Genomic DNA, 25,540 nt, shown 5'->3' on the forward strand with positions numbered 1-25,540 from the left:
TGATTCAGTTTTGTGACAAAATTTTGACATGGTGCATACCATAAACATTGAAAGCGTTTTCATTATGATTGAGGGGGATGTTTTATGAACGGGATTTTAATATCCATCACCGTTTACATGGCGCTCATGGTACTACTCGGCGTCATCGCCTATCGGCGGACGGAGAGCATCGGCGACTATATGCTCGGAGGGCGCGGACTCGGTCCCGCCGTCGCGGCCTTGTCGGCAGGTGCTTCCGACATGAGTGGTTGGCTGTTGATGGGACTACCGGGGGCGATGTTCGCGACCGGGCTCTCGAGCGGATGGATCGTCATCGGGTTGACGATCGGCGCGTACTTGAACTGGTTGCTCGTCGCACCTCGCTTGCGGACGTACTCATATTTGTCCGAGGATGCCATCACGATTCCAGATTTTTTCGAGAAACGTTATAAAGATTCACGCGGCACGTTGCGGACGTTCTCGGCGGCTGTGACACTCATCTTTTTCACCCTCTATGCCACGAGCGGATTCGTGGCCGGCGGCCGGTTATTCAATGCCGTCTTCGGAATTGAGTTCGGGACGGGCGTCTTGATTTTGGCTTCTATCATTATCATCTATACGTTCATCGGAGGATTTTTGGCGGTCAGTTGGACGGATTTCGTTCAAGGGTTGATCATGTTGTTCGCCCTCATCCTCGTCCCGGCCATCGCCATCACGGCGACCGACGGGGTGAGCGCCGCCTTCCAGACGATCGGTGATATCGATGAGGCGCTGCTTGATCCGCTGACCGGTCAGTCGCTCATCGGCATCGTCTCGCTATTCGCCTGGGGGCTCGGTTACTTCGGGCAACCGCACATCATCGTCCGTTTTATGGCCATCGAGAAGTTACAGGACATCAAGAAGGCACGACGGATCGGCATCTCATGGATGCTGTTCACCGTCGTCGGCGCGATGGCGACCGGGCTGTTCGGACTCGCCTATTATACGCAGCGCGGACTTGAGATCGATAACCCAGAAAACATTTTTATTAATTTATCTGATTTATTATTCGTCGATCTCATCACCGGCGTCTTGCTTGCGGCGTTGCTCGCTGCCATCATGTCGACCATCTCGTCACAGCTCCTCGTCTCGTCGAGTGCTGCGACGACCGACTTCTATCAGAAGTTCTTCCGAAGAGACGCCGGCGACCGTGAGCTCGTCATGGTCGGCCGGATCACGGTCATCCTCGTGTCGCTCATCTCGATTTGGCTCGCGTTCGGGGCGGACGATACGATCTTGAACTTGGTCGGTTACGCCTGGGCCGGCTTCGGCTCGTCGTTCGGACCACTCATCCTGTTCAGCCTGTTCTGGAAACGGACGACGCGACAAGGGGCGCTCGCCGGTATGCTCGTCGGGGCATTCATCGTCATCGTCTGGAAAAACTTTGCCGCCGATTGGTTCGGGACCGTCGGTGAGCTCTATGAGATGATTCCAGCGTTCTTCTTGTCGAGCCTCGCCATTTATGTCGTCAGTCTGATGACACCACCACCGAGCTCGACGATTACGAACGAGTTCGAGGAAATGGAACACATCTTGAAGACAGAACGGATTTAACGATCGAAGTGCCATGCTACTATAGCCTGGCACTTTTTCTTGTTGCCTAACAAGGAAATTGACAGTTTATAGCGAATGGTACATATAGATCAATTTGTATCATAAGAAAGGAAGTGACTCGTCCCTTGAAACGAGTAATCCCGTATAAACAAGCCATATTGACCTTGCCCCTCCTCTTTCTATTCGGCTGTGCGACCGCCGAAGTCGAGACGTCTACGGAGCAAACGGAGACCCCGGCACCAGAGACCGAGGCGGAGGAGCCGGCACCTGTTCCGGAAGAGCCAGAACCAGTCGTGACGACGACGTCCGTCTATGCGATTGGCGATATCTTGTTACACGATAGCGTATATAATGCCGCCAAGAGCGGGGACGGCTATGACTTCACTGCCGCCTTCGAACCGATCGCCCCGATTTTGACCGAGGCCGATATTGCCATCGCCAACCAAGAGAGCATGATTGGTGGCAGTGAGATCGGCTTATCGAGCTACCCGGCCTTCAACAGTCCGTATGAGGTCGGTGATGCGCTCCAAAACGCTGGCATCGACCTGGTGACGACGGCGAACAACCATACGCTCGATCGAGGTGTCACGGCCATCGAGAATTCGATTGCCCACTGGAACGAGATCGGCATGCCATATACTGGTTCGTTCTTATCGGAAGCGGACAAGGCTGAGATTCGGACGTTGACGAAGAATGATATCTCGTTCGCGTTTCTCGCCTACACGTATGGCACGAACGGGGTCGTTCCGAAACAACCGTACCATGTCAACTACATCGATCTCGAGGCAATGAAGCCTGAGATTGAAGCGGCCGAACAAGCAGCCGACCTCACCGTCGTCTCGCTCCATTTCGGGAATGAATATGAGATACTCCCGAACGAGGCACAACAGACACTCGTCCAAGAGCTGTCTGACCTCGGGGTCGATCTCATCATCGGCCATCACCCCCACGTCCTCCAACCGGTCGCTTGGGTGGACGGCGCTGAAGGCAACCGAACGTTCGTCGCCTACTCGCTCGGCAACTTCCTGTCCGGCCAACAAGGGGACGATCGCAATACGGGTGGCATCGTCGGCATCGATGTCGTCAAGACCGTCGAGGCGGATGAGACGACGTTCGAACTCGCCAATCCGATGTTCTATCCGACGTTCACCCGGCGCTCTAGTGCTGACGGACCGTTCGAGGTCGTGCCGTTACAGACGGCAAAACCCGAGTTGTTCGATGCCACGAGCGAACATATGTCGCAATGGATGCCAGAGCTCGAAATCGTTCAATGAAGGATCACTTTCACAAGTGATTCTTTTTTTTTTGCCAAAAAAGGTTGCTTTACATGAAATCATCCGTTAGACTAAGTCGTATATTTATAAATACAGATGAATAATTATGTATAAGGGGTGTAAGGAAATGAAACAAAAACTCGTATTAGCTTATTCAGGTGGACTTGACACATCGGTCGCAATCAAATGGTTAGATGAACAGGGATATGACGTCATCGCCTGCTGTTTGAACGTGGGAGAAGGGAAAGACCTGGAGCGCATTCAACAGAAGGCACTCAAAGTCGGGGCCGTCAAATCGGTCGTCATCGATGCGGTCGATGAATTCGTCAACGATTTCGCCCGTTACTCGATGCAGGCACATACAATGTATGAAGGCGTCTATCCACTCGTCTCTGCCCTATCGCGGCCGCTCATCTCGAAGAAGCTAGTCGAGGTCGCGCAAGCCGAAGGTGCCATCGCCGTCGCTCACGGGTGCACGGGGAAAGGGAATGACCAAGTCCGGTTCGAGGTGTCGATTCATGCGCTCGACCCGTCGCTTGAAATCATCGCGCCGGTCCGGGAGTGGAAATGGTCACGGGAAGAAGAAATCGCCTATGCGGCCGAGCACGGTATCCCGATTCCGATCGTCCAAGAAGAGCCGTTCTCGATCGACCAAAACATTTGGGGCCGGGCCGTCGAATGCGGCATTCTTGAGGACCCATGGGCCGCTCCACCGGCGAGCGCTTATGAATTGACGGCACAGCTCGAAGACACTCCAAACGAACCGACGTATGTTGAAATCGAGTTCAACGCCGGCGTACCAGTCGCCATCAATGGACAAGCAGCGACGTTCACAGCCATTCTCGAGCAGTTGAATATCGTCGCCGGGGCTCACGGTATCGGGAAAATCGACCATATCGAAAACCGGGTCGTCGGGATCAAATCGCGGGAAGTGTACGAAGCACCGGGTGCGATGACGCTCATCACGGCACACCAAGCGCTCGAGGCGCTCACACTCGTCCGGGAAGTCGCCCACTTCAAACCAATCGTCGAACAGAAATTGACGGAGACGATCTACAACGGTCTCTGGTACTCGCCACTGACGAAAGCGCTTCTCGCCTTCATCGATGAGACGCAACAGACCGTGACCGGTACGGTCCGGATGAAACTGTTCAAAGGACAAGCCATCGTCGACGGACGGAAGTCGCCGATCTCGCTCTATGACGAACATCTCGCGACGTACACGTCGGCCGACACGTTCGACCAACAAGCCGCCGTCGGTTTCATCAAGTTATGGGGACTGCCGACGAAAGTGCAAGCGGAAGTGCTCGCAGAGAAAGGAACGATGGTGCATGAGTAAACTATGGGGCGGCCGGTTCGAACAGACGGCCAGTGAATGGGTCGACGAGTTCGGGGCCTCGATTCATTTCGACGCCCAGCTCGTGTTAGAAGATATTGAAGGGAGCATCGCCCACGTGACGATGCTCGGGGAGCAGCACATTTTGACGGCGGACGAAGTCGCGCAAATCGTCGCGGGGTTGAAGACGCTAGCCAAGAAGGCACAAGCGGACGAATTGACGTTCAACGTCTTCCATGAAGACATCCATATGAACCTCGAGGCCCTCTTGCATGAAGAAATCGGCCCGGTCGCTGGCAAGATGCACACGGCGCGGAGCCGGAACGACCAAGTCGCGACGGATATGCACCTGTATTTGAAACGCCGCGTCCTCGAGACGATTGACGGAATCGAGGCCGTGCAGACGGCGCTCTATGACCACGCCGCTCAAAACGTCGAGTCGATCATGCCGGGTTATACACACTTGCAACGGGCCCAGCCGGTCTCGCTCGCCCACCACTTGCTCGCGTACTTCTGGATGCTCGAGCGCGACAAGGAGCGCTTCAGTGACAGCTTGAAACGGATTGACATGAGCCCGCTCGGAGCGGGTGCCCTGGCTGGGACGACATTCCCAATCGATCGTCATCGCTCGGCCGAGTTGCTCGGTTTCGCCCAAGTCTATCCGAACAGTCTGGACGCCGTCAGCGACCGTGACTTCATCTTAGAGTTCTTGTCGAATGCGTCGCTGCTCATGATGCACTTGTCACGGTTCTGCGAGGAGTTGATCCTTTGGAGCAGCGAAGAGTATCGGTTCATCACGATCTCTGACGTGTTCTCTACGGGATCGAGCATGATGCCTCAGAAGAAGAACCCGGACATGGCCGAACTCGTCCGCGGAAAGTCAGGTCGCGTCGTCGGCAATCTGATGGGACTTTTGACGATTATGAAGGGACTCCCACTCGCCTATAACAAGGACCTGCAGGAAGATAAGGAAGGCATGTTCGACACCGTCAAGACGGTTCAGGGCAGTCTCAGCATCATGGCCGGTATGATTCAAGACATGACGTTCCACACGGAAACGATGAAGCAAGCGACCGAACGCGATTTCTCGAACGCGACCGAACTCGCCGATTATTTGACGGCAAAAGGGATGCCGTTCCGTGAGGCCCATGAAGTGACGGGCACGCTCGTCCGGTATTGTATCGACCAGCGTCTGTATTTATCAGAATTACCGATCGAGACGTACCAAGCCCACTCTGAATTGGTTGAAGCGGATGTGTACGAGGCACTCTCGCCGGTGACGGCCGTCAAACGCCGCAACAGTTACGGCGGGACGGGCTTTGACTCAGTTCGGATTCAACTGACAGAAGCGAAAGAGAACCTACCGACACATGCGTAAACGATGAGGACCTGGTCAATTTGCGACCAGGTCCTCATTTTTCTACTTGTCAGACGAAAAAAATGATGTTAACCTAACTTTAGTCAACGTTAACAGAAAAGGGGTTTACATATTGAAAATTCATGATTTGACACAAGTTGCCATCGGTGCCGCCTTGCTTGCGAGCATCGGCTCCATCGCCATCCCGATCGGCCCCGTTCCGATCACCCTTCAAATGCTCGGCATCATGACGGTCGCTTCCGTGCTCGGCGCCAAAAAAGGCGGTCTTGCCGTCGTCGTCTACTTATTGCTCGGCTTGATCGGTCTACCCGTCTTAAGTGGTTCGGGCGGGCTCGCCCCGTTCGTCGGTCCGACGGTCGGTTACTTGATCGCCTTCCCGATCGCCGCCTTTTTGATCGGTTGGTTCTCGGAACGACATCGTACGTTCCCCGCCCTCGTCGCTTATAACATCCTGATCGGACTCGGCTTCGTCTATGTAGTCGGCAGTCTCGGTCTCCAAGCCGTGTTCGGACTGACGTTCATCGATGCACTCAAAGTGAATATCCCGTTCATCCTCGGTGACTTGATTAAAGCAGTGTTAGCTGCGGGCATCGCCTACAAAGTCTCAACGAACCCGCAAATGCGCAGAACCCTCGCCTCGTGAAGGTTCAAACGTTTCATCGGATAGAAGAGGTGGAACGTATATAGTATGGAAGGGGGTGTCCTGATGAGCGATTCAACGTTTAAAAAGCGCTTGATGAAAGCGACCCATATCCATCGCTCCCCGAAAGGACAGCGTCGCGGGAAAGACGAGCCGCAACGTGAAAAACGCGACACCGAGGCGTTCGAACGACGGTTGCGTGAAGCGAAGAGCAAAGTCGGAGAGATTCAAGAGAACATTGACCATATCGCCAGACGTTAACACCCTGTCCTCGGACAGGGTTTTTTGATGCGCTTCAGCACACGTTATACCGATGGTGATGTTTATATGTAGGATATATCATGCTCCGACTATCCCTATAAGAAAGACCCTCGTCCTGTAGACGAGGGTCGATCATCACTTCGAACGCGGCCGGATAAACAGCGCGACAATGAACGAGAGCGCGAGGACGACGAGTAGTCCGAGCGAGATGTCGTTGAAGCCGAGCAAGTTGAGTCCGACGCTGATGGCGACAGCGACATAGAAGCCACCGAGCGCCTTTTTGACGAGTTGCGAACTGAACCGTTGCAACTGCTTCGCCCCGATCGGTGAGCCAATCATCGCCCCGGCGATGAGCGCGAGACCATGCCAATAGTTTGCATCGGCCCCGGCGACGGCATAGTTGATGACGCCCGAGACGACGATAAGGAACGCCGCGGCGATACTCGTCCCGACGGCTCGTTTCATCTCGGTATTGAGCAGTTTGACTTGAAGCGGTGTCAATACGAATCCGCCGCTGACACCCATGAGTGACGAGATGAACCCGCCGAACAACCCGATAAAACCGAGGCGTGGGACCGACTCCGAGCCGACACTTCCTTCTTCATGTTGCTTCGACCGGAAGAACGAGACGGCAAAGTACGTCAGTAGCGCGATGTAGGCGAGCGAGATGACCGGCTTCGCACCGTCGAGCGTCTCAAGGTAGAACACGAGCGGCGTCGCCACCCACGTCCCGACGACACCGAAGGCGCCAATCATGAGGGCATGTTTCGGATTGACGTTCTTTAATTTAAGATGAGAGATCGTACCGGCCGTGGTCGACCCGAGCGTGAGCATCAGACTGAGCGCGATGGCCGCACTCGCCTCGTATCCGAAGACGAGTAGCAGCGGCGTGAGTAAGATCCCGCCCCCGATGCCGAAGAATCCGCTCAAAATCCCGATGAGCGTTCCGAGCAGTAGAAACGATAGTAATGCTGTGACATCCATGAAAAAACCTTCTTTCTTTCCTTTTCATAATTAATCATAACAAAAAAGGAGCGCTTTATGGCGCCCCTCGTTTATAATACCTTCTCTAAAAATCCGAATACTTTTTGACGATACTCGGTTTGGAACGAGCGATGCGACTGCACGTGCCCATCATTCTCGGTCACCCACAGTTCGACTTCCTCCCCGGCCTCGGCCAATTGTTCACTCTCGCTCACAGGGATGGCATCATCGCCTTCACTATGAATCAACAACACCGGTGCCTCGATTTGAGCGATATCGTCAATCGGCTTGACCACATCGGCATCGAGACCTGTGAACCACGGCGTCACCGTCATGATGACCGGTGTGAACGGAAAGTTCGGTAAATCGCTCCATACAGGCAAGTTTGTCTCGAGGTAGCCCCGGAGGTCACTGAACGGACTATCGGCGATCACAGCGGCCACGTCGGTCTCATCAGCCGCAGACAACGCCGTCGCCGCGCCCATCGACACCCCGTATAAGACGATCGGACCGTCCGAGCGTTCTTTCGCATAGGCGATTGCGGAAGCGAGGTCCGCTTGTTCTTTCGCCCCGACCGTCACACGGTCACCTTCCGAGATGCCTGACCCCCGAAAATCGAACGTCAGGAACTGATATCCTTGTTCATGAAACTCCGGAATCAATTCTTTGAGCGGCAAATCGGACTGCTCGCGGTTCTTCCCATAACCATGTGCGAACACGATCGTTGCGCGCGGTGTCGGGTGCGGGATCCACCACCCGTACAAATCGTGACCATCCTCGGCTTCGATGGTCACATTCTCGTATTTGACACCTAACGTCTTCGGCGTATACGTCAACGTCTCACGTTCGGGCGACGTCAACTGATCGCCGATGTGGGCCGAGATGCCCACGACGGCGAGAAACACGATGAGAAGCAACACACCGGTCGCAATCCCTATATATTTAACCCAACGATTCATCGCACTGCCCCTCTCCATTGTCCACTTGCTTTCAGTTGACTCATCGGAGCCAACTCCGTAAAGCGATTAACGCATGTTGTACCGGTCCCCATGTCTCAGACGGAATGACGTAACACGTCGCCTCCGCAATGTGAAACGTCGTCACATCGGCACGTCGGACGATATTTTCACCGATTGGACCGAACGGGTCACTGTTGACATCCGTATGGTCGAATGTCTTCCACACCCGCGCCCCGTCCTCATAAAGCGCGCACCCAAACGACTTCACCGGTCCGTCAATTCCATACTCGGCATAATGCCATAACGTCGTCGCATCGAGCGGTGAACCGAGATGTAGGATTTTTGCATTACGCTCGATCATGCGTTCGATTGGCGAACCCGGCCCAAAACCGACTTCAAGTGTATGTCCTGCCACGATCTCCTCGGCACCATTCCCCCACGCAGCGACCGACCACATCGGATGATCGCTCCGAAACACGTTCGGATACGTACGGAACAGTTCCGGGACACGGCCCATGCCTCGAGTCGGTGTCTTTTCCTGGTCATACGCCGGCATTTCCTCCCGGATCGTTGGCCACCACTCGACTGGGACGGGTGGGGCTTCCCATTCAGCCGGGTCTGAATTATCACTGCTCTGGGTCGCCATCATGATCAGCCCGTCCGGACCGACCGTATCTTGGAGCGCCTCGATGACGGTCTGAGCCCCGCCACATACCCATCCGAGCTTTGATAAGGACGTGTGGACGAATAGGGTGTCCCCCGGCTTGACGCCGGCACCCTGTAAGTGGGCAACTAAACTTGTTTTCGTTTCGATATGTTTCATCGGATTCACTCCACGATGAGCTGGATCGTCGACCCGCTCCTTGATTTTTTGACTTCAATCCGGGCGTCGACCCGGTCCTTCAATTCCTGAACGTGACTGATGACCCCGACGAGCCGCCCGCTCGATTGGAGCGACATGAGAAGCTCGATCGCTTGGTCGAGCGATTCAGCGTCGAGTGTCCCGAACCCCTCATCGATGAGCATCGTCTCAAGGCTGACCCCGCCACTCAGTTGCTGGACGACTTCGGCGAGTCCAAGGGCGAGCGACAATGATGCTTTGAACCCTTCCCCACCAGACAAGTTTTGGACGCGGCGTGACTGACCCGTATAGGCGTCAAAGACTAATAGTTCGAGACCGGACTTGGCATTTCCTCTCGCCGTCTCGATTTTCCGCTCCAATTGGAACTGTCCGCTCGTCATTTGATCGAGATGGACGTTGGCCGCATGGAGAATTTGATCGAAGAACGCCGTCTGCACGTACGTCTCGAACGTCAACTTTTGCGGATTCAGTCCTCGACCGGTGTCGGCGATCAATTTGACCGTCTCCAGATTCCGTTGATCCTCATCCGTCTTCTCCCGGAGCGCGTTCCATTCGGCTACGATGTGACGATGACGTTTCAATTGCCCGTCCGCCGTCACGAGTTGTTCGGACAGCGCTTCGAACGAACGGTTCTCCTCGTGCAACTTCTCCTGGAGCCGTTCAAGGTCTGGTCGCGGACGGTCCCCGATTTTATCGTTCAGCGCCTTGACGGCGTGTTCGAGCCGAACACCTTCCTCCAGCTCGGTCGCTTGGCGTTCGCGCAGCTCGGGCAGTTGCTCGACGCGCACGCGATACTCCTTGAACACAACTTCAGTCAACTCAATCTTCTCGAGAGCAGCCTCCAGTTCAGCCGTCGCTTCGGAAAGACGAACATGCTCGAACTCGAGTTGTTCACCAAGGAGACGGAGTCGCTCCGCTTCCCCCCACTTCAATCGATTCAATTCTTCAAGCCGACGTTCATACGTCCCCACGTTTCGTTCGATGTGAGTGAGTCGCGTCGCGAGCTGATTCCGCTCGGCCTGCAACATTTCTAACGTCGTCCCATCCGGTTGACGCATCGACTGAAGCTGCTCTTGGACGGTTTGGAGCTGTTCGAACAACTTCTGTCGTTCATCTGCCTGCACACGCTTCGCCGTCTCGAGTTGCTTCAATTCGGTCGTGGTCGCGCGCAAGAGACGCTCCATCCGTTGTCGTTCTTCGGCTTCTTGACGCAACTGCCGAACGCGGGCGTCTTGGTGTTGCATCGCAGCGTCAGCCGCACCATCGAGCTTCAATTCAAGTCGAGCGAGATCACGTTCACGGATCAGCTCATCGAGTTGGCGTTTGAGCGCCCGATAATCCGCCCGTGCTTCATGTAGCTCAGCCTCGATCCGTTTCAGCGTCTCGATGGCTGAGCGATGACTGGCTTGGTCGATGGACGTCCCCGTTCGCTCGACGTGTCCGTGGGTCAATGAACCGCAGACCGGACAAGGTTCCCCCGCTTCGAGTTGCTCGCGCAGCGTGTCGGCCATGAGCGCATGCTCGGCCTCGACGAATTGGTCGACTTGCTTCGTCTGGGCAGTGAATTGTCGCTGGACTTCCTTCCCGTTGCGTTCACAGGCACCGAGTCGTTCCGTGACCTCTGCCACTTTCGCCTCGAGCCGAACCTGGTGTTGGAGCTGACTATACAGCCGTTCGGCCTCGACGAGTTGGTCTGGGGCCGGTGCGTGTTCCAGCTTAGCCTCAAGTTCGCCTTCAGTCGCTTGGAGCTCCTTGAGACGCGCTTCTTCTGAGAACAGGCTGAGCGGCTCCAACTGGCGTTTCAAGTCATCCCGACGTCTCGTGGCCCGGTGCCATTCGTCGACATAGGGCAACATCTCGTCAATCGCATTGACGCGACTTGTGGCTTGATCTGCCTCCTGGCGCATGGTCGTGATGGCTTCTGCTTCTGCCTTCAACTCTTCCAGCTGTCTCGTGTAGCCTTCGTCTCGTTGACGGGATACATCGCGTTCACGGGTCAATCGTTCGATGTCGTGACGCACCGTTTCGGTACGTTGATAGAGCGGGTTGACGCTTGCCACTTGTTCAAGTCGTTGAATGAGCGTCTGGCGTTCTTCGCGCTCCTGTGCCGCTTCGCGGAATGCTTGGAGCGCGGTCGCGCGCACGTCCCGCTCTTCCATCAACTCGGCGAGCGTGGTCGCCTGATTCACTTCTCGACGCAGCGCCTCGAGCCGTTCTTCACCAGTCCGGCGTTGTGCCTGTAGCGAGTCCCTCGCCGCCAAGAGCCGCTCCTCCCGGGCGTCGAGCCACGTCACGATTTCAGGCAAGTTACGGGTCGACATGTCCTCGACGGCCTCGTCTTCAAGTTCCAACAGTTTTAAGCGCGTCGTCTCGACCGCCCATTCGACTCGTTTGCGGTATTTGCCGTAACGTTCGATCCAATCTTCCTGAAAGGCACGGTACGCCTCCGTCTTGAAGATCGATTGCAGAATCTGTTGCTTCTTCGTTGAATCGGAATCGAGGAGCTGACGGAACTGGTTCTGCGGCAACAGCAAGATTTGGCTGAACTGCTCATAGCTCAGTTGCAACAACGATTCAATCGTCTGTTCGACGTCGTTCACTTTCGTCGCAATCGGTTTCCAAGCGTCTTTCCATTCGTAGAGCACCGCCTCGTGCGGGATTGGCGTCTTATTTTTCGGGTGCGGCTGTTGTGGTTGGCGGACAATCCGATATCGTTCGTCGCGAATCGTGAACGAAAAGTCGATCTCGGTCTTTCGCTCCGGGTCCGCATATTGGCTTCGGAAATCGCTGGCGTTTCGGAGCGTCCCACTCGCCCGGCCGTACAGCGCGAACGTCATCGCGTCAAAAATCGTCGTCTTCCCGGCACCGGTCCGGCCGCTGATGACGAACATCGAACGGCCTTCAAGCTGCGTAAAATCGATTTGTTCTGTCTCGGCGTAAGGACCGAAGGCGGTGATGGTCAATTGTTCCGGTCTCAAATCGATTCCTCCCCTTCTAAGAAGCGTTGCACCGTCGCATCGGCATCGCGGCCGTGGACGGCTTTAAAGAAGTCCATATATACATCCTCGACCGATTGCCGTTCGAGCTTCTCCCGTTCGAAGCGGGACGTCTGGTCTTGGCGACGAAACAACTCAAGTTCGAGGTGTAAGATGTTCGGATAGACGGTCCGCAACTTCGCCATCGGGTCGAATAACGCACGTTCATCGGTCAAGACGATTTTTAAATAGTCGTCGACGGCCTCGTCTTGATAAAACGACGGGTCGAGCAGCTCGTTCAGCGTCCCGGTCAAGATGCGCAAGTCACGGCGCGCCTGGAGTGGACGACGTAGACGTGTCCACGTCCCGTCCCATTCGATGACGTCGACCGATTTCACATGCGTCGCCTCGGAGAACGAATATTTCATGAGCGACCCGCTGTACGCGATCCGGTCGTCGCGAATGGCGTCACGGTTATGCAGGTGTCCGAGCGCCGTATAGCCGAACGGCGCGTATAGTGCTTTGGCGACTTGCCCGGCCGTCCCGACGGACAGTTGCCGTTCGGAGTCGGTCTCGAGTCCGCCGGCGACGAAACTGTGGCCGACGGCGACCGCTCGTGCGTCGATCGTCCCGTAAGAGTCGACGACTGCGGCGAGTGCGTCATGGTGAGTCCGAATCGACTCGTCGCCGAACGCGTAACGGATGCGCGCCGGCTCGAGGAACGGCATCAAATAAAACGGGATGTCGTTCACGACAATCGGCCCTGTTCCCGGGTCATATTTCCCGACGATATGGAGACCGACTTTCGTCAACAGTTTGGAGCTGTATTGGAGCCGCTCGGCCGAATCGTGATTGCCGGCGATGGCGAGCACGGGGATGCCCCGCTCGAGGACGAGCGCACGCCACATCTCATCGAGCAGATCGACGGCCTCGACGGGCGGCACGGCACGGTCGTATAAATCACCGGCGACGACGATGGCATCAGGCTTCTCCTCGTCGACGATGTGTAAAAATGATTCAAATAATATATGTTGTTGTTCTTCTGTCATATGGCGACCGTGGACAATCTTTCCTAAATGCCAATCGGCCGTATGTATCCATTTCATGCGACTTCACCTCTAATTCCATTCTAGCATTATTCCGGTGTACGATTCGACGTCTTGACACTTGTTTTCGAAACAGCGAAAGTTAAAAGGAAAGGGGGACGTATCATGGAGTCCACATCCACATGGCAAGCTTTTCTGCGCTTGTTCCGCGTCGCTCGACCACCGAAAGGTCTGTTCATCGGCGCTGTATTGATTTCGTTGCTCCAAGCGATGGCGTCACTCGCCATCCCGCTCATCTTGCAACGCGTCGTCGACAATTGGAGCGAGGCCGCGCTTGACGCCCGTCTCGTCACCATCTTCGTCATCGCGTTTCTGATTCAAGTTATCTCGAGCGCGATTTCGATCTATTGGTTACATATCGTCGGACAACGCGTCGTCGCCAACCTGCGGACGACGTTATGGGAGCATCTCGTCGCGCTCCCGATTCCGTTCTATGACGGCGTCAAATCGGGGGATCTCGTCTCGCGGCTCAGCAATGACACGACGACGTTGCAGCAGCTCTTGTCCGAACAGAGCGTCCGCTTGTTGACGTCGTTTGTCTCGGTCATCGGCGCCGTCGGCATCTTGTTCACACTCGATTGGCAGATGACGCTCGTCATCTTGTTCTCGGTGCCGACGACACTCTTGATTGTCATCCCGCTCGGGCGTAAACTTCGGAAAATCGCCAAGGCGACCCAACATGAGCTCGGTGACTTGTCCGGGTTTTTCGCCGAACTGCTTGGGGAGATTCGGCTCGTCAAATCACAGGCGACCGAATCCGTCGAGGTCGCAGAAGGAAAACGACGCATCGAGCGTCTCTTCGGCCTCGGTGTGCGCGAGGGACGGATTCAAGCGATCTTGATTCCGCTCTTGAACGTCACGTTGACGGCGATGCTGATCGCCATTCTCGGCTTCGGGGCTTATCGCGTCTCGACCGGTGCCCTGTCGACCGGTTCGTTGCTCGCGTTCATGCTGTACTTGTTCCAAATCATCACGCCGCTCATCACGATGACGGAGTTTATCACCCGGCTTCAAAAAGCACGCGGGGCGACCGAAAGAATCTCGGAACTGCTCGCCATCGAGCCGGAACCATACACGGCTGAGCCGTCGACGATTCGACAGTCGTCGCTCTCGTTCGAGGGCCTGACGTTCCGTTATGGCGACCAGCCTGTGATTGACGACGTGTCCCTCATTGTCCCGTTCGGTGCCACGACAGCCATCGTCGGACGCAGCGGTGCCGGCAAGACGACACTGTTTGCCCTCGTCGAGCAGTTCTACCTTCCGTCGAGCGGTCACATCTATTACGGGGACCGGGATATCTCAACCTACGGCCGCAACGAATGGCGGCAAGTCATCGGCTACGTCGCCCAAGATTCGCCCGTCCTATCCGGGACGGTGCGGCAAAATATCTTGTACGGCTTGACCCGGACAGCGACCGAGGACGAGATTCGACGAGCCTGCGACATGGCCAACGCCTGGTCGTTCATCGAGTCGATGCCGGACGGGCTCGATACAGAGATCGGTGAGCGCGGCGTCCGCTTGTCGGGTGGTCAACGACAACGACTCGCCATTGCCCGGGCGCTGTTACGCGACCCGCAAATCTTATTGCTCGACGAGGCGACATCAAGTCTCGACTCGGAATCTGAGCGTGTCGTCCAAGAAGCGCTCGACCGGCTCATGAAAGGCCGGACGACGCTCGTCATCGCCCACCGCCTTTCGACCGTCCAACATGCCGACCAAATCGTCGTGCTCGAGGACGGCGGCATCAGCGGGCTCGGGACGCACCAAGAATTGCTTCGGGACAACAAACTCTATGAACGACTCGTGAAACAACAACTTTTAGGAGGCAATCAATTATGAAGACAATCGGATTTATCGGACTCGGTGTGATGGGTCAATCGATGGTCAGAAACTTAATGAAGGCGGGATTCGAAGTCCAAGCGTATACGCGGACGAAAGAGAAGGCGGCTGATTTATTGGCGGAAGGTGTCCGCTGGTGTGATTCGGTCGAAGCCGTCTGTCAAAACGCCGATGCCGTCATCACCATCGTTGGCTACCCGTCTGACGTCGAGAGCCTTTATTTCGGGGACGGTATGATTTTGCAGTCGGCCGAGCCGGGAACGCTCGTGATCGATATGACGACGTCTTCGCCGACGCTTGCCGAACGTATCGCTGAGGCGGCAATCGATCGCAGCTTACTCCCGCTCGACGCACCGGTCACGGGTGGCGATGTCGGTGCGAAGAACGGGACGTTGTCGATTCTCGTCGGTGGCGGCGAATACGCCTTCACGAAGGCACGACCGCTGTTCGAGGCGATGGGCCAATCGATCGAACGGATGGGCTATGCCGGGAGTGGCCAATATGGAAAGCTCGCCAATCAAATCGCAATCGCCGGCATCATGATGGGCAACGCCGAGATGCTCGCCTTTGCGAAACAAGCCGGGCTCAATCCCGATCAACTGCGCCAGACGATCCGAGGCGGCGCAGCCGGCAGCTGGACGCTCGAGAACCTTGTCCCGCGGATGATCATCGAGGACTACGCTCCTGGTTTCTTCATCAAACATTTCATCAAAGATATGAAACTTGCCCTCGAGAGCGCAGACCAGTTGAATATCAAACTGCCGAGCCTCGAGTTGGCGCATAAGCTGTACTCGATCCTCGAAGAGAACGGCTACGGCGAGAACGGGACGCAGGCGCTCATCGAATACTACATGCACCAGGACGTTTGAATCGGCTCGCTCGTGGAATTAGTAGTACAGAAGGGAGCGATGTAAGATGCCATGGAATATGAAAGATTATCCGGAATCACTGAAAAACTTCGACCCGCTCGTCAAAAAGAAAGCCATTGATATCGCCAACGCCTTGCTCGCCCAAGGCTACTCCGATCAAAAGGCGATTCCGATCGCCACGGAACAAGCGAAAAAATGGCATGAACATGCCTCAAAAGAAGAGAAAGACGAGTTCCGTGACGCTCCCGACCCACAAAAGTCGGATCGGCACGGGACATAAAAACAACCGGTCGGCTCATTCAGCCGACCGGTTGTTCGTTTGCTTCTGTTTCTGCCTTGATTTCGACGTACAGTCCGGCGAGCGCCGTGTTGATATAAGGTTGCACGAAGATATAGGCCAATCCGCCGGTGAATAAGACGAGCACATACCAACCGATGAAACTCGCATATAGACGAAGCATCGTGCGCTTGTGTCCAAACATGAGACGGCGGCTTTCACGCATCGCGCCGAAAGCGGATAGTTCCGGGCGGTCCCGTAGGACGAACGGGACGATCCGATACGTCAAATAGAACCAGATTCCCGGCACGATCAAGAACAGCATGAGCACGTTCAAGCCGAGATAAAAGACGGCATAATACGTGACGGCACGCATGTAATCTTTGAGCGAACCGAACGCTTCGAACAGCAGACCGAACGACGGTTTCTCGGCTTTCGCGATGTCGAGGAATACCCAGTTGCGGCCAAGTTCTAGCGGAGCGAGCAAGACGGTCGCGGTGTATAGCAAACCGATCGAGACGAACAGGATGCTCGGGTCGGTCGATTCTAAATCGAGCTGCGTCGTGATGACCGCTTGAACGAGCATCGTTGCCACGACCGCAAGGAGCGAGATGCCCCAGTTCCCGGACAACATCCGAAGGGCAAATTGTTTATAGACTGATGATTGCATGACTTCACCTACTGTATCGTTTTTTTCATTATAGCAAAAAAACAGTCATCCGACTGTTTTTAGCGTGTCATCGTTTCCTTGATGGCGTTGAACTTCTGCTCATCTAGCTGTCCATCGGTCCTTACACCACTACCGACATGGACAAAGTCAATGCCTAATCGGTCGACGAGTTGGGACACGTTGTCCGCCGTGATCCCAGCGCCTGGAAGGATGTTCATTTCCGCGACGTCGTGCATCGCGCTCAACCGCTCTAAGCCCTCTAATGCCGTCGCTTGACCGCCAGATGTCAGCACATGGTCCACTTCAGGGAAATCATTCAACACGGTGATAGCGTCCATCAAATCGACCGCGTCATCAATGGCCCGATGGAACGTCAATGCCATCTCGCCCTTATGTTTAATCACTTCCCCGAGCAGTGCCTCATCGATGCGCCCGTCATTCGTCAAAGCACCGAACACGATGCCATCGGCTCCGAGCTCACGACACAGACCGACGTCTGCCAAAATCGTCTCCGCGTCCGCTTCATCATAGACGAATGAGTCTGCATGCGGACGAATCATGACGTGGACCGGAATCGTCGCTTGTTCGAGCACGTTTCGAATCGTCCCGAAACTCGGTGTCGTCCCGCCAGCTCGCATATCCGCAATCAATTCGAGACGGTCCGCCCCGTAACGCTCTGCCTGTTTCGCTTCTTTCAATGTGGTCACGATCACTTCAATCATGTCTTCTGCCTCCTTATTAAGGTGCGAAGCGCCATTCGACCTCGTGCTCCGCTAACGCACGTTTCCAATCTGCGGGCTCCGGGAAATCCGAGATGATTGTCGTCACCTTGGAAAAATCGGAGACCCGATACCGCTTTTGTTGGTTGAACTGGGTATGGTCGGCCAGTAGAAAACATTGTCTACTTTGGTCGAGTACCGCTTGCGTCACGGTCGAGAGACCGTGAGCATCACACGTCAAACCGAGCGAGGGATCGACCCCCTCGACAGAGAAAATCGCCATGTCAAACATGTACGTCTTTAACTGCTGCAAGACGTGTTCGCCGACGGTGACGAGATGCTTCGGATCAATCGTGCCGCCGAGCAGTTGGATGTCCCCCGTGAAGACGCCTTTGGCCCGTTGCTCGAAGAGCGCCTTTGCCGCCATGAGTGACGGTGTGACGACCGTCAAATTTCGTCCGCGAAGTCTCGCGGCGACTTGTTCCGGGGCGACCCCATGACCGATGTAAAGGAGGGTATCATCCTCGACGAGCTGAAACGCCGTATAGGCGATGCGACGAATCCCGTCCATGTTTGAAATCATCATCGGTTGGAACGATACGCTTTGATGCAGCACCGCCCCGCCATACACCCGTTTGATGCGATGTTCTTTTTCAAGTTCTTCTAAGTAGCGGCGGATCGACTCCCCAGAGACGTTCAACCGTTCAATCAACTCACTCGTCTTCACTTTGCCTTCTCGTTCAATCCATTCCACAATCTTTTGCTTACGTTCTTCTCCAATTAAAGACACTTCCCTGCCTCCTCCGCAAATATCGCTTCCTTTCTCAGTGTAGCGAACGGATGTAAATTTAACGTAAACAGAGAGTAAAGAACGGGCAAATCCAACAGATTTTTCGCTCATTTCGACGAAAATCAACAGAAATCCACAAAAAAGACAGTCGAACGTTGACGTCTTGCTTTCAATCCCGAGCGCATCTCATGAAAATGACCGACCTTCTCTCCGTGTCCTCCGAGAGCTTGCCGGTCATCGAAACATTCATTTTCGTTTTTGGAACAGTGGTACTTTCGGTTCAGTGCCGGAGCGAATCCGCTGCCAGTTCGTGCGGTGTTTGATGATGATGAACAAGGCGAGCGGAACGATGACGATGAGCGGCAGCCAATCTTTCGCGATGACACCATACGTGACGACGGTCACGAGCCCCACGGCTGCGGCAGCCATCGAAGATAGCGATACCATCTTCGAGACGAACAGCGTCACGAGGAACGTCCCGACGACGACGACGAAAAACCATGGGAACGCCGCGAGCAGAACGCCCGCACTCGTCGCCACCGATTTTCCGCCTTTGAACTTGGCAAACACCGGATACGAATGACCGATGATGGCCGGGATCCCGGCGAGGAGCAAGCTCATCTCGCTCCCGAAGAGGAGCGGTAATAGCGCTGCGACCAACCCTTTACCCATATCCCCGAGCAGAACGAGCGTGCCGGCTTTTTTGCCGAGCACACGGAACGTGTTCGTCGTGCCCAAATTCCCACTCCCATGCTCCCGGACGTCGACCTTATAGCCGAGTTTTCCGACGATAAGAGCAAACGGAATCGCACCGAGTAAATAGCTGATTAAAATGATGATGATTTCTGTCATGTAAGGCATCGCAATTCCCCTTAATCCATTAATTGCTCGAGATAGTGCTCAAGCGGGACGTTCGCCTTGTGGACGTCCGTCGCATGCTCTACCCCGATATAGCGTAAGTGCCACGGTTCGTACATATAACCGGTTTCGGCCTCATATGCACGTTGATAACGGACGATGAATCCGTACGTGTGGGCATTGTCGGCCAACCACTTGCCCTCTTTCGTCTGTTCTAGACTTTGTGTCAATTGATAGCCGACCGAGGCGCTCGAAACATCGATGGCGAGCCCGGTCTGATGTTCCGAGTGTCCTGGTGGTGCCGAATATTTCATCGCCTGTTCTTTCCCGTCCCGTGCGACATAGTTATTGAACAGTTGCACTTGATAATCGTAGGAACGGAACGCACTCGTCCCTTTTAACTCAATGTCGGCCGCTTTCGCGCCCGTCATGAGCTTCTCGATGGCCTGTGCCGCTTCTTTACGAAGCATCTTCCGCTCCCCGGTCGCCGATTCGACGAAATCGATATTCGCCGTCACGAGATCGGCTGGTTTATAGCCCGCTGGCAAGGCGATTTGCTTATTGACAAGGATGAGTGTGTCGAGCTTCAAATTCGCCGTCCCATTCTGTTCAAGCGGTTCGCTCGGCGCTTCAGTCGGCTCCTCTACAGGAGGCGCCTCGGCAACCGGCACTTCTTCTTCAGGCTGATCCTCGGAAGGCTCTTCCGCTGTCGGTTCCTCCGTTTCCGGAGTCGGTTGTTCTGCTTGCTCGTCTTCTTTATCCGTCGGCGTTTCGGCCGGAGTTTCTGTTTGTTGTTCGGTTTCGGCCGGTTTGTTCTCGGCTTCTTCCGTTTTGCTTTGGTCGCTTGTGGTACAGCCCACTAATGTGAGCGTCAAGGCGCAGCACACCATCAGCATAGATGGTTTTCGCATGCGATCTTCCCCTTTCATTGTACAAAAAATACCGTCAAGATATGATACCATACTGACGGTACAAAAGAACCACTGTTATAAGACGGGACTCATGACGCGCATATACATGTCATGCCACTCAGGAAACTCACGATCGAGTCGAATCGGTTTGAAGTCACCGCGTTTGACGACGACATGTGTCGTCTTCGCCGAACCGACGAGATGACCGTTTTGATCAGTCAACTCATAACCATAGACCGTCCGGACCTTCGAATAACTATCGACCCAAACTCGTACGTGGACTGTATCTCCGTACGTCACGCTCTTCTTATAATCGACCGAGACGTTCGTCACTGGGGAAACAAATCCAGCTTCCTCCATGTCTTTATATTCGACCCCGAGCTGGCGCAACAATTCGGTGCGTGCCATTTCAAGATATACTAAATAGTTTGCATGATAGACGATGCCCATCATGTCGGTCTCCTGATAGCGGACCGGAATCTGAATCGTATGCATTGAATCGTCCTCACTTTCAACTTGATTATATTATAACTTGGTCTTAATATCTACTTCTAAAATCTGATTCAATTCACTGTCTTGTGACGATGCTTCGATCAAACGATACGATTGTCTCGCGATCGCTTCATCGATCAACGATAGGGCCGTCCGTGCATTCGGTCGGTCGATTTCTTTTAGACGGTCAAGGAGTGCCTGACTGACATCTTCATCACACGTATAGCCGAATTTTGCGGCATACTTCTTGGCGATATCGACGATCTGTTCAAGCGAGTAGTCCTCGAAGTGAATCGTCCGCTTGATCCGGCTGTTGAGCCCTGGGTTTGAGTTGATCAGGCGACGCATCGGCGCCTCATAGCCCGCCATCACGACGACGAGGTTGTCTCCATGCTTTGGCATCTCGTCAACGAGCGTATCAATCGCTTCGCGCCCGTAGTCGTTCGGCCCTCCATTCAGGCTGTATGCCTCATCGATCAACAACACGCCACCGAGTGCATCGCGAATCGCGGCTTTCGTTTTTTGTGCCGTTTGCCCGACATAGCCGCTGACGAGATCGGCCCGGCTGACGACTTTCAAATGTCCGCGTTTTAAATATCCTGTCTTCTTCAAAAGCTGGGCGTACAGGTGGGCGAACGTCGTTTTTCCGGTCCCGCTGTTCCCGACGAGGGCGGCATGGAGCTGGACGGGTGCCGTCTTCAACCCGAGTTCACGCCGACGCTTCTGAATCGTGACGAGTGCCTCGATCTCGCGCAGTTGACGTTTCGCCTCATCCATCCCGACCAAATCGTCGAGTGTCGGACCGGACGTATCCTCGGTCGCATCCATATCAAAATCGACTTCTGTCAGGAGGGCCATCTCGTCGAGTGGGGCATCGGCACCAAATCGCGACCCTTTCTTGAACATGGCGTCGAGTAGAATGTTGTGCACCGTCCGCGCGTTGCCGAACGTCGCGTCGACCCGTTCCCGGTCGATTCGCGCAATCAAGGCGCGCTTCGCTTCGACCGTCAGGACGTAGTTGTTCTCCGCCGCCACTTTTTCACCGATGGCGACGAGTTCGTCATCACTGTAATTCGGGAGCTCGTAATGGTTGGATTCCGGGAAGCGGGAACGAAGTCCTGGGTTCGCAAGCAGAAAATGACGCATTTCTTCCGGGTAACCGGCGAGAATCACGACAAATTTTCCCGCATACTCCCCGCTCGTCATCGCGGCGACGAGCGTGTCGATGGCTGCTTGTCCATAGTCACTCCCACTCGCATCTTGACGTTTCAAGGCATACGCCTCGTCGATGAATAAGACACCGCCCTCGGCTTCCTTCACCTTGTTCATGACTTGTTCTTCCGTTTGACCGACGAACGCACCGACGAGACTCGACCGGTCCGCCTCGACGACATCGGGACGTGCGAGCAGACCGAGCTCGAAATAAATCTCGGCCATGAGACGCGCGAGCGTCGTCTTGCCGGTCCCTGGATTGCCGGTGAACACGAGATGGAGTGAAGGTTGGTGTTTGGACGAGAACCCCGCTTTCTCACGCTCTTTCTGGAACAACAAGAACCGATACCATGCTTTGACACGTTGCTTCACGTCAGACAAGCCAATCATCGACTCAAGCGACTCAATCGCACTCGACCGTGTCGCTTCAGTTTGTTCTGGTAACAATGCAACAATCGCGTCGAGTCGTTCCTTGACGAGACCGACTCGTTGGCCGAAGCGGTGAAACGCCTCGCGGCTGAAATAATTCCCTTGCATCGACGCCAAGAGTGAGGCTGTGTCGTCTTCGAGCGCGGCCACTTCTTGCATCGCTTCGATGACGACGATGAACAGACGTTCGAGTTGCCCTTTAAACTCCGAGTCCCGTAAATCAGATTTGGCGCGGTCAATCTCATCGTGAAGCTGCTCGAGATGTTCGAGCAACTCGGATGTCTTCGACTCATATTCGGTCAATATTTGAACTTTCATCGACGCGTAATCCGTCTCACGCAGCTTCGGCCACTCGACATGCAGCTGTTGCTTGTGGCGCCGCAAAAAATCATACAATTGACTGACACGAAGGGCTGGCGGCAAAGCACCGAGCGACTCCAACTCTTTCACCCAACGAGTTAACAGCGGGTCGATCGACTGACGGTGCTGTAACCGTCTCGTCGCGAGTAGTGTCAGTGTGCGAATCAATTCTTGGCGATGCCCGGTCGCGCGTGACCAATGGGCGTAAGACAGGAGAGCCGCTTCATCGACGCGCCCACCTTCTTCCCAAGCCGTCAAATCGGTTTGGACTTGCTCCAAGGTGATCTGTTTCATAATATTCTCCTTTTTAGACGACAAAGGAGCCGACGTCTCAGTCTGCTCCTCGCCGGATTATCGTGATTCAAAAGAAGTCATGCGAATCGAATGGAACAACTTTCCGTTGTTACGCGACTCGGCGGCGAGCAGGATTCGCTCGTTCGCATCGACGTAATAGGTCACCGCTTCTTCATTCTCATCTTCACTGAAAATCGATGGATACTTCTCGACCCATTCCGCTGGGACGGCTTCCGGTGTTTCTTTCTTGACGAACGCTTGTGCCGTACGACCGATGATATCGACATCGCCTTCGCTCGAGCCAAGTGTTCCGTCGTCTAGCCATTTACGAATCTGTTCGTTCGTCGCCCTCGACAAGAACGGGTGCGGGGCGACCGCGCCTGAACTTGTCTCTTGGCTGTTCGTCTCATCGCCGTCCGGATTGAACTCACGATAGACGGTCCCATCCCACTCAGCACGGGCGCCGACGTTCGGTCCCTCTACGACCTCGGACACGAAGTGCCCGTCTTCGTCATATGTCACTTTATATTCACGAACTTCTAGCGTCTCCCCGTCCTCAGGCAACTTTTTTTCTTCATAGCCGATGACCACAGACGTATAGAAAGGCTCGGCCCGATTGGTGCGGCCGTCGTCGTCATTTAAATTGGTGACCAAATAAAAGTTATAGGCGAGCAGGGCGCCGACAATGAGAATACCTGCAAAAATCACCCAACTCAATCGCTTCTTTACGTGTTGTTTCATAGAATGCCCTCCCAATCTTCTTCACTTACTATCCTACACTAGCGAGAGGGTCCTGCAAAACATTAACCACTAAAAAAGGCCTCCGTATGGAGACCTTTCAACTTATCCGAGTTTATCTTCTTCGTCTTTATACGCTTCAATCCACTTGTCCCGCTCGTCCGGTTCGTCGGCCAAGTCCTTGAACAAGGCGACGATCATCAGAATCAAGACAAAGATGAACGGGAAGGCGACGAGAATCGCGACCGCTTGCAGCGCTCCGAGCCCACCTGCATATAAGAGGACGGCAGCGATTGAAGATTGGATAAAGCCCCAAATCAACTTGATGCGCATCGGCGGGATCAGTTTACCGTTTGTCGTCAGCATTCCGAGCACGTAGGTGGCCGAATCCGCCGACGTAATGAAGAACGTCGAGATTAAGAAAATGGCCACGATACTGAGTACCGTCCCAAATCCGCCGAACGTCTCGAACAAGGCGAACAACCCGACTTCCGTCCCGATTTCGTTGACTTGGTCGATCAGTGCTGCGCCGCCGAACAAGTCAGCCCAGATCGCCGATCCACCGAAGACAGAGAACCAAAGTAGACCGAACGATGTCGGAACGAGTAGAATCCCGATGATGAACTCACGAATTGTACGTCCTTTTGAGACGCGGGCGATAAAGGTTCCGACGAATGGTGACCAAGAGATCCACCATGCCCAATAGAAAATCGTCCAACCGTTGATCCATTCCCGTTCGACAGGCTCAAATGCACCCGTACGGAAACTCATCGACGGCAACTGTTGCAAATATGTCCCGATCGTCTGTGTGAACAAATCGAGAATGAACGCGCTCGGTCCGGCCACCAGTGTTGCTCCAAGCAAGACGATGGCAAGGAAGATGTTCGTGTTACTTAAAATCCGAATCCCTTTCTCGAGACCCGTCGAAGCGCTAATCATGTATAGCACTGTCACGACAGCGATGATGATAAATTGTGTCGAGAACGCGTTCGGCACTCCTGGAATCAAGTAATGCAGACCACCAGCGATTTGCTGGGCCCCGAATCCGAGCGAAGTAGCGACACCGAAAGCGGTCGCAATGACGGCCAAAATATCAACGGTCTGTTTGACCGGACGTTCATAGCGGTCATTGACGAGCGATCCGATCGTCTCTCCGATCGTCGCCGGACGACCTTTGCGGAACGTCGAGTAAGCGATGGCGAGCGCGATCATCGCATAAATCGCCCACGGGTGGAAGCCCCAATGGAAGAATGAATAACGCATCGCAGTGCGCGCATCGCCTTCCGGCGTCGGCGACTCAAACGGTGGTGCATGGAAATGCGACAACGGTTCTGCTGCCCCCCAGAAGATGAGGCCAATCCCCATTCCGGCACTGAACAACATGGCGAACCATGTCAAATAGCTGAATTCTGGTCGGTCCGTATCTTTGCCGAGTCGAATCGAACCAAATCTCGAAAAAATTAGAAAGACGGCGACGAGTAAAATCCCAGTCGCGCTGAGCAAATAAAACCAACCCATCCCGTTCGAGAGCCAACCTTGTAACTTCGTCGTCACGTTCAAGAGACTCGCGTTACCGAGGAGGCGCTCAGGGAAGATACCCCAAATCGTGAACAAGACCGTAATGATGGCTGAAACGAGGAAAACGGTCGTCACTTGGCTTTTTCTTTCCATAATCTCACTCCTATTCAATTTTCTTATTTTCATATACGTTTTCCACCGTAACATAGTTTATAAA

Annotated in this window: 23 protein-coding genes; 9 read left to right on the top strand and 14 right to left on the bottom strand. The window is 54.6% G+C overall.

From position 1 onward, the window contains the following. Window positions 1–84 precede the first annotated feature (84 nt). The 6 genes from putP to KNP78_RS07770 all read left to right on the top strand — a co-directional run bounded on the left by putP (window position 85) and on the right by KNP78_RS07770 (window position 6,461). On the top strand, window positions 85–1,572 hold the full coding sequence (gene putP / locus KNP78_RS07745; RefSeq protein ID WP_214823569.1) for a sodium/proline symporter PutP: 1,488 nt from the start codon (window positions 85–87) through the stop codon (window positions 1,570–1,572). Window positions 1,573–1,697: 125 nt separating this feature from the next. Then, entirely contained in the window at window positions 1,698–2,846 is a 1,149-nt protein-coding gene (locus KNP78_RS07750; RefSeq protein ID WP_251128491.1) for a CapA family protein, read from the top strand. A 127-nt stretch (window positions 2,847–2,973) separates the two neighbouring features. Next, the gene (locus KNP78_RS07755; protein WP_029595378.1) at window positions 2,974–4,185 is read left to right on the top strand and encodes an argininosuccinate synthase; all 1,212 of its coding nucleotides are present in this window, start codon (window positions 2,974–2,976) and stop codon (window positions 4,183–4,185) included. Further along, on the top strand, window positions 4,178–5,560 hold the full coding sequence (gene argH / locus KNP78_RS07760; protein WP_214823570.1) for an argininosuccinate lyase: 1,383 nt from the start codon (window positions 4,178–4,180) through the stop codon (window positions 5,558–5,560). Before KNP78_RS07755 ends, argH begins: the two co-directional genes overlap by 8 nt. Before the next feature lie 112 nt (window positions 5,561–5,672). Beyond that, the gene (locus KNP78_RS07765; RefSeq protein ID WP_214823571.1) at window positions 5,673–6,203 is read left to right on the top strand and encodes a biotin transporter BioY; all 531 of its coding nucleotides are present in this window, start codon (window positions 5,673–5,675) and stop codon (window positions 6,201–6,203) included. A gap of 63 nt (window positions 6,204–6,266) precedes the next feature. Then, complete coding sequence (locus tag KNP78_RS07770; RefSeq protein WP_034777742.1) at window positions 6,267–6,461, top strand: hypothetical protein; 195 nt, start codon at window positions 6,267–6,269, stop codon at window positions 6,459–6,461. 135 nt (window positions 6,462–6,596) lie between these two features. On the opposite strand, the gene KNP78_RS07775 is transcribed toward KNP78_RS07770, so the two are convergent. From KNP78_RS07775 to KNP78_RS07795, 5 genes are all read right to left on the bottom strand, one after another. Next, window positions 6,597–7,445, bottom strand: coding sequence for a sulfite exporter TauE/SafE family protein (locus tag KNP78_RS07775; protein WP_131435199.1), 849 nt, complete (start codon window positions 7,443–7,445; stop codon window positions 6,597–6,599). Between the two features lie 71 nt (window positions 7,446–7,516). Beyond that, on the bottom strand, window positions 7,517–8,404 hold the full coding sequence (locus KNP78_RS07780; protein ID WP_052090130.1) for an alpha/beta hydrolase: 888 nt from the start codon (window positions 8,402–8,404) through the stop codon (window positions 7,517–7,519). 40 nt (window positions 8,405–8,444) lie between these two features. Next, the gene (locus KNP78_RS07785) at window positions 8,445–9,227 is read right to left on the bottom strand and encodes an AAC(3) family N-acetyltransferase (protein WP_214823572.1); all 783 of its coding nucleotides are present in this window, start codon (window positions 9,225–9,227) and stop codon (window positions 8,445–8,447) included. A 5-nt stretch (window positions 9,228–9,232) separates the two neighbouring features. Beyond that, on the bottom strand, window positions 9,233–12,244 hold the full coding sequence (locus tag KNP78_RS07790; RefSeq protein ID WP_214823573.1) for an SbcC/MukB-like Walker B domain-containing protein: 3,012 nt from the start codon (window positions 12,242–12,244) through the stop codon (window positions 9,233–9,235). Then, entirely contained in the window at window positions 12,241–13,347 is a 1,107-nt protein-coding gene (locus KNP78_RS07795; protein ID WP_214823574.1) for an exonuclease SbcCD subunit D, read from the bottom strand. Before KNP78_RS07795 ends, KNP78_RS07790 begins: the two co-directional genes overlap by 4 nt. Before the next feature lie 105 nt (window positions 13,348–13,452). Here KNP78_RS07795 and KNP78_RS07800 point away from each other — a divergent pair, with 105 nt between their 5' ends. Genes KNP78_RS07800 through KNP78_RS07810 form a run of 3 tightly spaced genes read left to right on the top strand, consistent with a single transcriptional unit; the run spans window position 13,453 to window position 16,335 of the window. Next, window positions 13,453–15,186 (top strand): ABC transporter ATP-binding protein, encoded by a 1,734-nt coding sequence (locus tag KNP78_RS07800; protein ID WP_214823575.1) that lies wholly within the window; start codon window positions 13,453–13,455, stop codon window positions 15,184–15,186. Beyond that, entirely contained in the window at window positions 15,183–16,055 is an 873-nt protein-coding gene (locus KNP78_RS07805) for an NAD(P)-dependent oxidoreductase (protein ID WP_034777753.1), read from the top strand. Before KNP78_RS07800 ends, KNP78_RS07805 begins: the two co-directional genes overlap by 4 nt. A gap of 46 nt (window positions 16,056–16,101) precedes the next feature. Further along, window positions 16,102–16,335, top strand: a complete 234-nt coding sequence (locus KNP78_RS07810; RefSeq protein WP_052090131.1) for a DUF2188 domain-containing protein — start codon at window positions 16,102–16,104, stop codon at window positions 16,333–16,335. Between the two features lie 19 nt (window positions 16,336–16,354). On the opposite strand, the gene KNP78_RS07815 is transcribed toward KNP78_RS07810, so the two are convergent. The 9 genes from KNP78_RS07815 to KNP78_RS07855 form a co-directional block, all read right to left on the bottom strand. After that, window positions 16,355–17,002, bottom strand: a complete 648-nt coding sequence (locus tag KNP78_RS07815; RefSeq protein ID WP_034777756.1) for a DUF975 family protein — start codon at window positions 17,000–17,002, stop codon at window positions 16,355–16,357. 59 nt (window positions 17,003–17,061) lie between these two features. Then, window positions 17,062–17,724 (bottom strand): copper homeostasis protein CutC, encoded by a 663-nt coding sequence (locus KNP78_RS07820; protein WP_214711314.1) that lies wholly within the window; start codon window positions 17,722–17,724, stop codon window positions 17,062–17,064. A gap of 16 nt (window positions 17,725–17,740) precedes the next feature. Further along, on the bottom strand, window positions 17,741–18,511 hold the full coding sequence (locus KNP78_RS07825) for a DeoR/GlpR family DNA-binding transcription regulator (RefSeq protein ID WP_034777760.1): 771 nt from the start codon (window positions 18,509–18,511) through the stop codon (window positions 17,741–17,743). Between the two features lie 246 nt (window positions 18,512–18,757). After that, the gene (plsY, locus tag KNP78_RS07830) at window positions 18,758–19,372 is read right to left on the bottom strand and encodes a glycerol-3-phosphate 1-O-acyltransferase PlsY (protein WP_371743412.1); all 615 of its coding nucleotides are present in this window, start codon (window positions 19,370–19,372) and stop codon (window positions 18,758–18,760) included. Between the two features lie 11 nt (window positions 19,373–19,383). Further along, window positions 19,384–20,280 (bottom strand): M15 family metallopeptidase, encoded by an 897-nt coding sequence (locus KNP78_RS07835; RefSeq protein ID WP_214753215.1) that lies wholly within the window; start codon window positions 20,278–20,280, stop codon window positions 19,384–19,386. Window positions 20,281–20,355: 75 nt separating this feature from the next. Beyond that, window positions 20,356–20,775, bottom strand: a complete 420-nt coding sequence (locus tag KNP78_RS07840) for an acyl-CoA thioesterase (protein WP_034777763.1) — start codon at window positions 20,773–20,775, stop codon at window positions 20,356–20,358. Window positions 20,776–20,805: 30 nt separating this feature from the next. Then, window positions 20,806–23,067, bottom strand: a complete 2,262-nt coding sequence (locus KNP78_RS07845) for an AAA family ATPase (RefSeq protein WP_214823576.1) — start codon at window positions 23,065–23,067, stop codon at window positions 20,806–20,808. A 57-nt stretch (window positions 23,068–23,124) separates the two neighbouring features. Continuing rightward, window positions 23,125–23,808 (bottom strand): hypothetical protein, encoded by a 684-nt coding sequence (locus tag KNP78_RS07850; protein ID WP_034777768.1) that lies wholly within the window; start codon window positions 23,806–23,808, stop codon window positions 23,125–23,127. Between the two features lie 102 nt (window positions 23,809–23,910). Next, window positions 23,911–25,476: a BCCT family transporter gene (locus KNP78_RS07855; RefSeq protein WP_214797548.1), complete on the bottom strand. Its 1,566-nt coding sequence runs from the start codon at window positions 25,474–25,476 to the stop codon at window positions 23,911–23,913. Window positions 25,477–25,540 lie beyond the last annotated feature (64 nt).

Source organism: Exiguobacterium sp. s28, assembly GCF_018618135.1.
GTDB classification, from domain to species: Bacteria; Bacillota; Bacilli; order Exiguobacteriales; family Exiguobacteriaceae; genus Exiguobacterium; species Exiguobacterium mexicanum_A.

Coding starts and splice junctions, on each gene's coding strand:
- KNP78_RS07775 (WP_131435199.1), bottom strand. CDS start 7,445: ATGGATGTCACAGCATTACTATCGTTTCTACTGCTCGGAACGCTCATC.
- argH (WP_214823570.1), top strand. CDS start 4,178: ATGAGTAAACTATGGGGCGGCCGGTTCGAACAGACGGCCAGTGAATGG.
- KNP78_RS07800 (WP_214823575.1), top strand. CDS start 13,453: ATGGAGTCCACATCCACATGGCAAGCTTTTCTGCGCTTGTTCCGCGTC.
- KNP78_RS07770 (WP_034777742.1), top strand. CDS start 6,267: ATGAGCGATTCAACGTTTAAAAAGCGCTTGATGAAAGCGACCCATATC.
- KNP78_RS07815 (WP_034777756.1), bottom strand. CDS start 17,002: ATGCAATCATCAGTCTATAAACAATTTGCCCTTCGGATGTTGTCCGGG.
- plsY (WP_371743412.1), bottom strand. CDS start 19,372: ATGCCTTACATGACAGAAATCATCATCATTTTAATCAGCTATTTACTC.
- KNP78_RS07855 (WP_214797548.1), bottom strand. CDS start 25,476: ATGGAAAGAAAAAGCCAAGTGACGACCGTTTTCCTCGTTTCAGCCATC.
- putP (WP_214823569.1), top strand. CDS start 85: ATGAACGGGATTTTAATATCCATCACCGTTTACATGGCGCTCATGGTA.
- KNP78_RS07850 (WP_034777768.1), bottom strand. CDS start 23,808: ATGAAACAACACGTAAAGAAGCGATTGAGTTGGGTGATTTTTGCAGGT.
- KNP78_RS07820 (WP_214711314.1), bottom strand. CDS start 17,724: ATGATTGAAGTGATCGTGACCACATTGAAAGAAGCGAAACAGGCAGAG.
- KNP78_RS07840 (WP_034777763.1), bottom strand. CDS start 20,775: ATGCATACGATTCAGATTCCGGTCCGCTATCAGGAGACCGACATGATG.
- KNP78_RS07805 (WP_034777753.1), top strand. CDS start 15,183: ATGAAGACAATCGGATTTATCGGACTCGGTGTGATGGGTCAATCGATG.
- KNP78_RS07755 (WP_029595378.1), top strand. CDS start 2,974: ATGAAACAAAAACTCGTATTAGCTTATTCAGGTGGACTTGACACATCG.
- KNP78_RS07810 (WP_052090131.1), top strand. CDS start 16,102: ATGCCATGGAATATGAAAGATTATCCGGAATCACTGAAAAACTTCGAC.
- KNP78_RS07835 (WP_214753215.1), bottom strand. CDS start 20,280: ATGCGAAAACCATCTATGCTGATGGTGTGCTGCGCCTTGACGCTCACA.
- KNP78_RS07780 (WP_052090130.1), bottom strand. CDS start 8,404: ATGAATCGTTGGGTTAAATATATAGGGATTGCGACCGGTGTGTTGCTT.
- KNP78_RS07795 (WP_214823574.1), bottom strand. CDS start 13,347: ATGAAATGGATACATACGGCCGATTGGCATTTAGGAAAGATTGTCCAC.
- KNP78_RS07845 (WP_214823576.1), bottom strand. CDS start 23,067: ATGAAACAGATCACCTTGGAGCAAGTCCAAACCGATTTGACGGCTTGG.
- KNP78_RS07785 (WP_214823572.1), bottom strand. CDS start 9,227: ATGAAACATATCGAAACGAAAACAAGTTTAGTTGCCCACTTACAGGGT.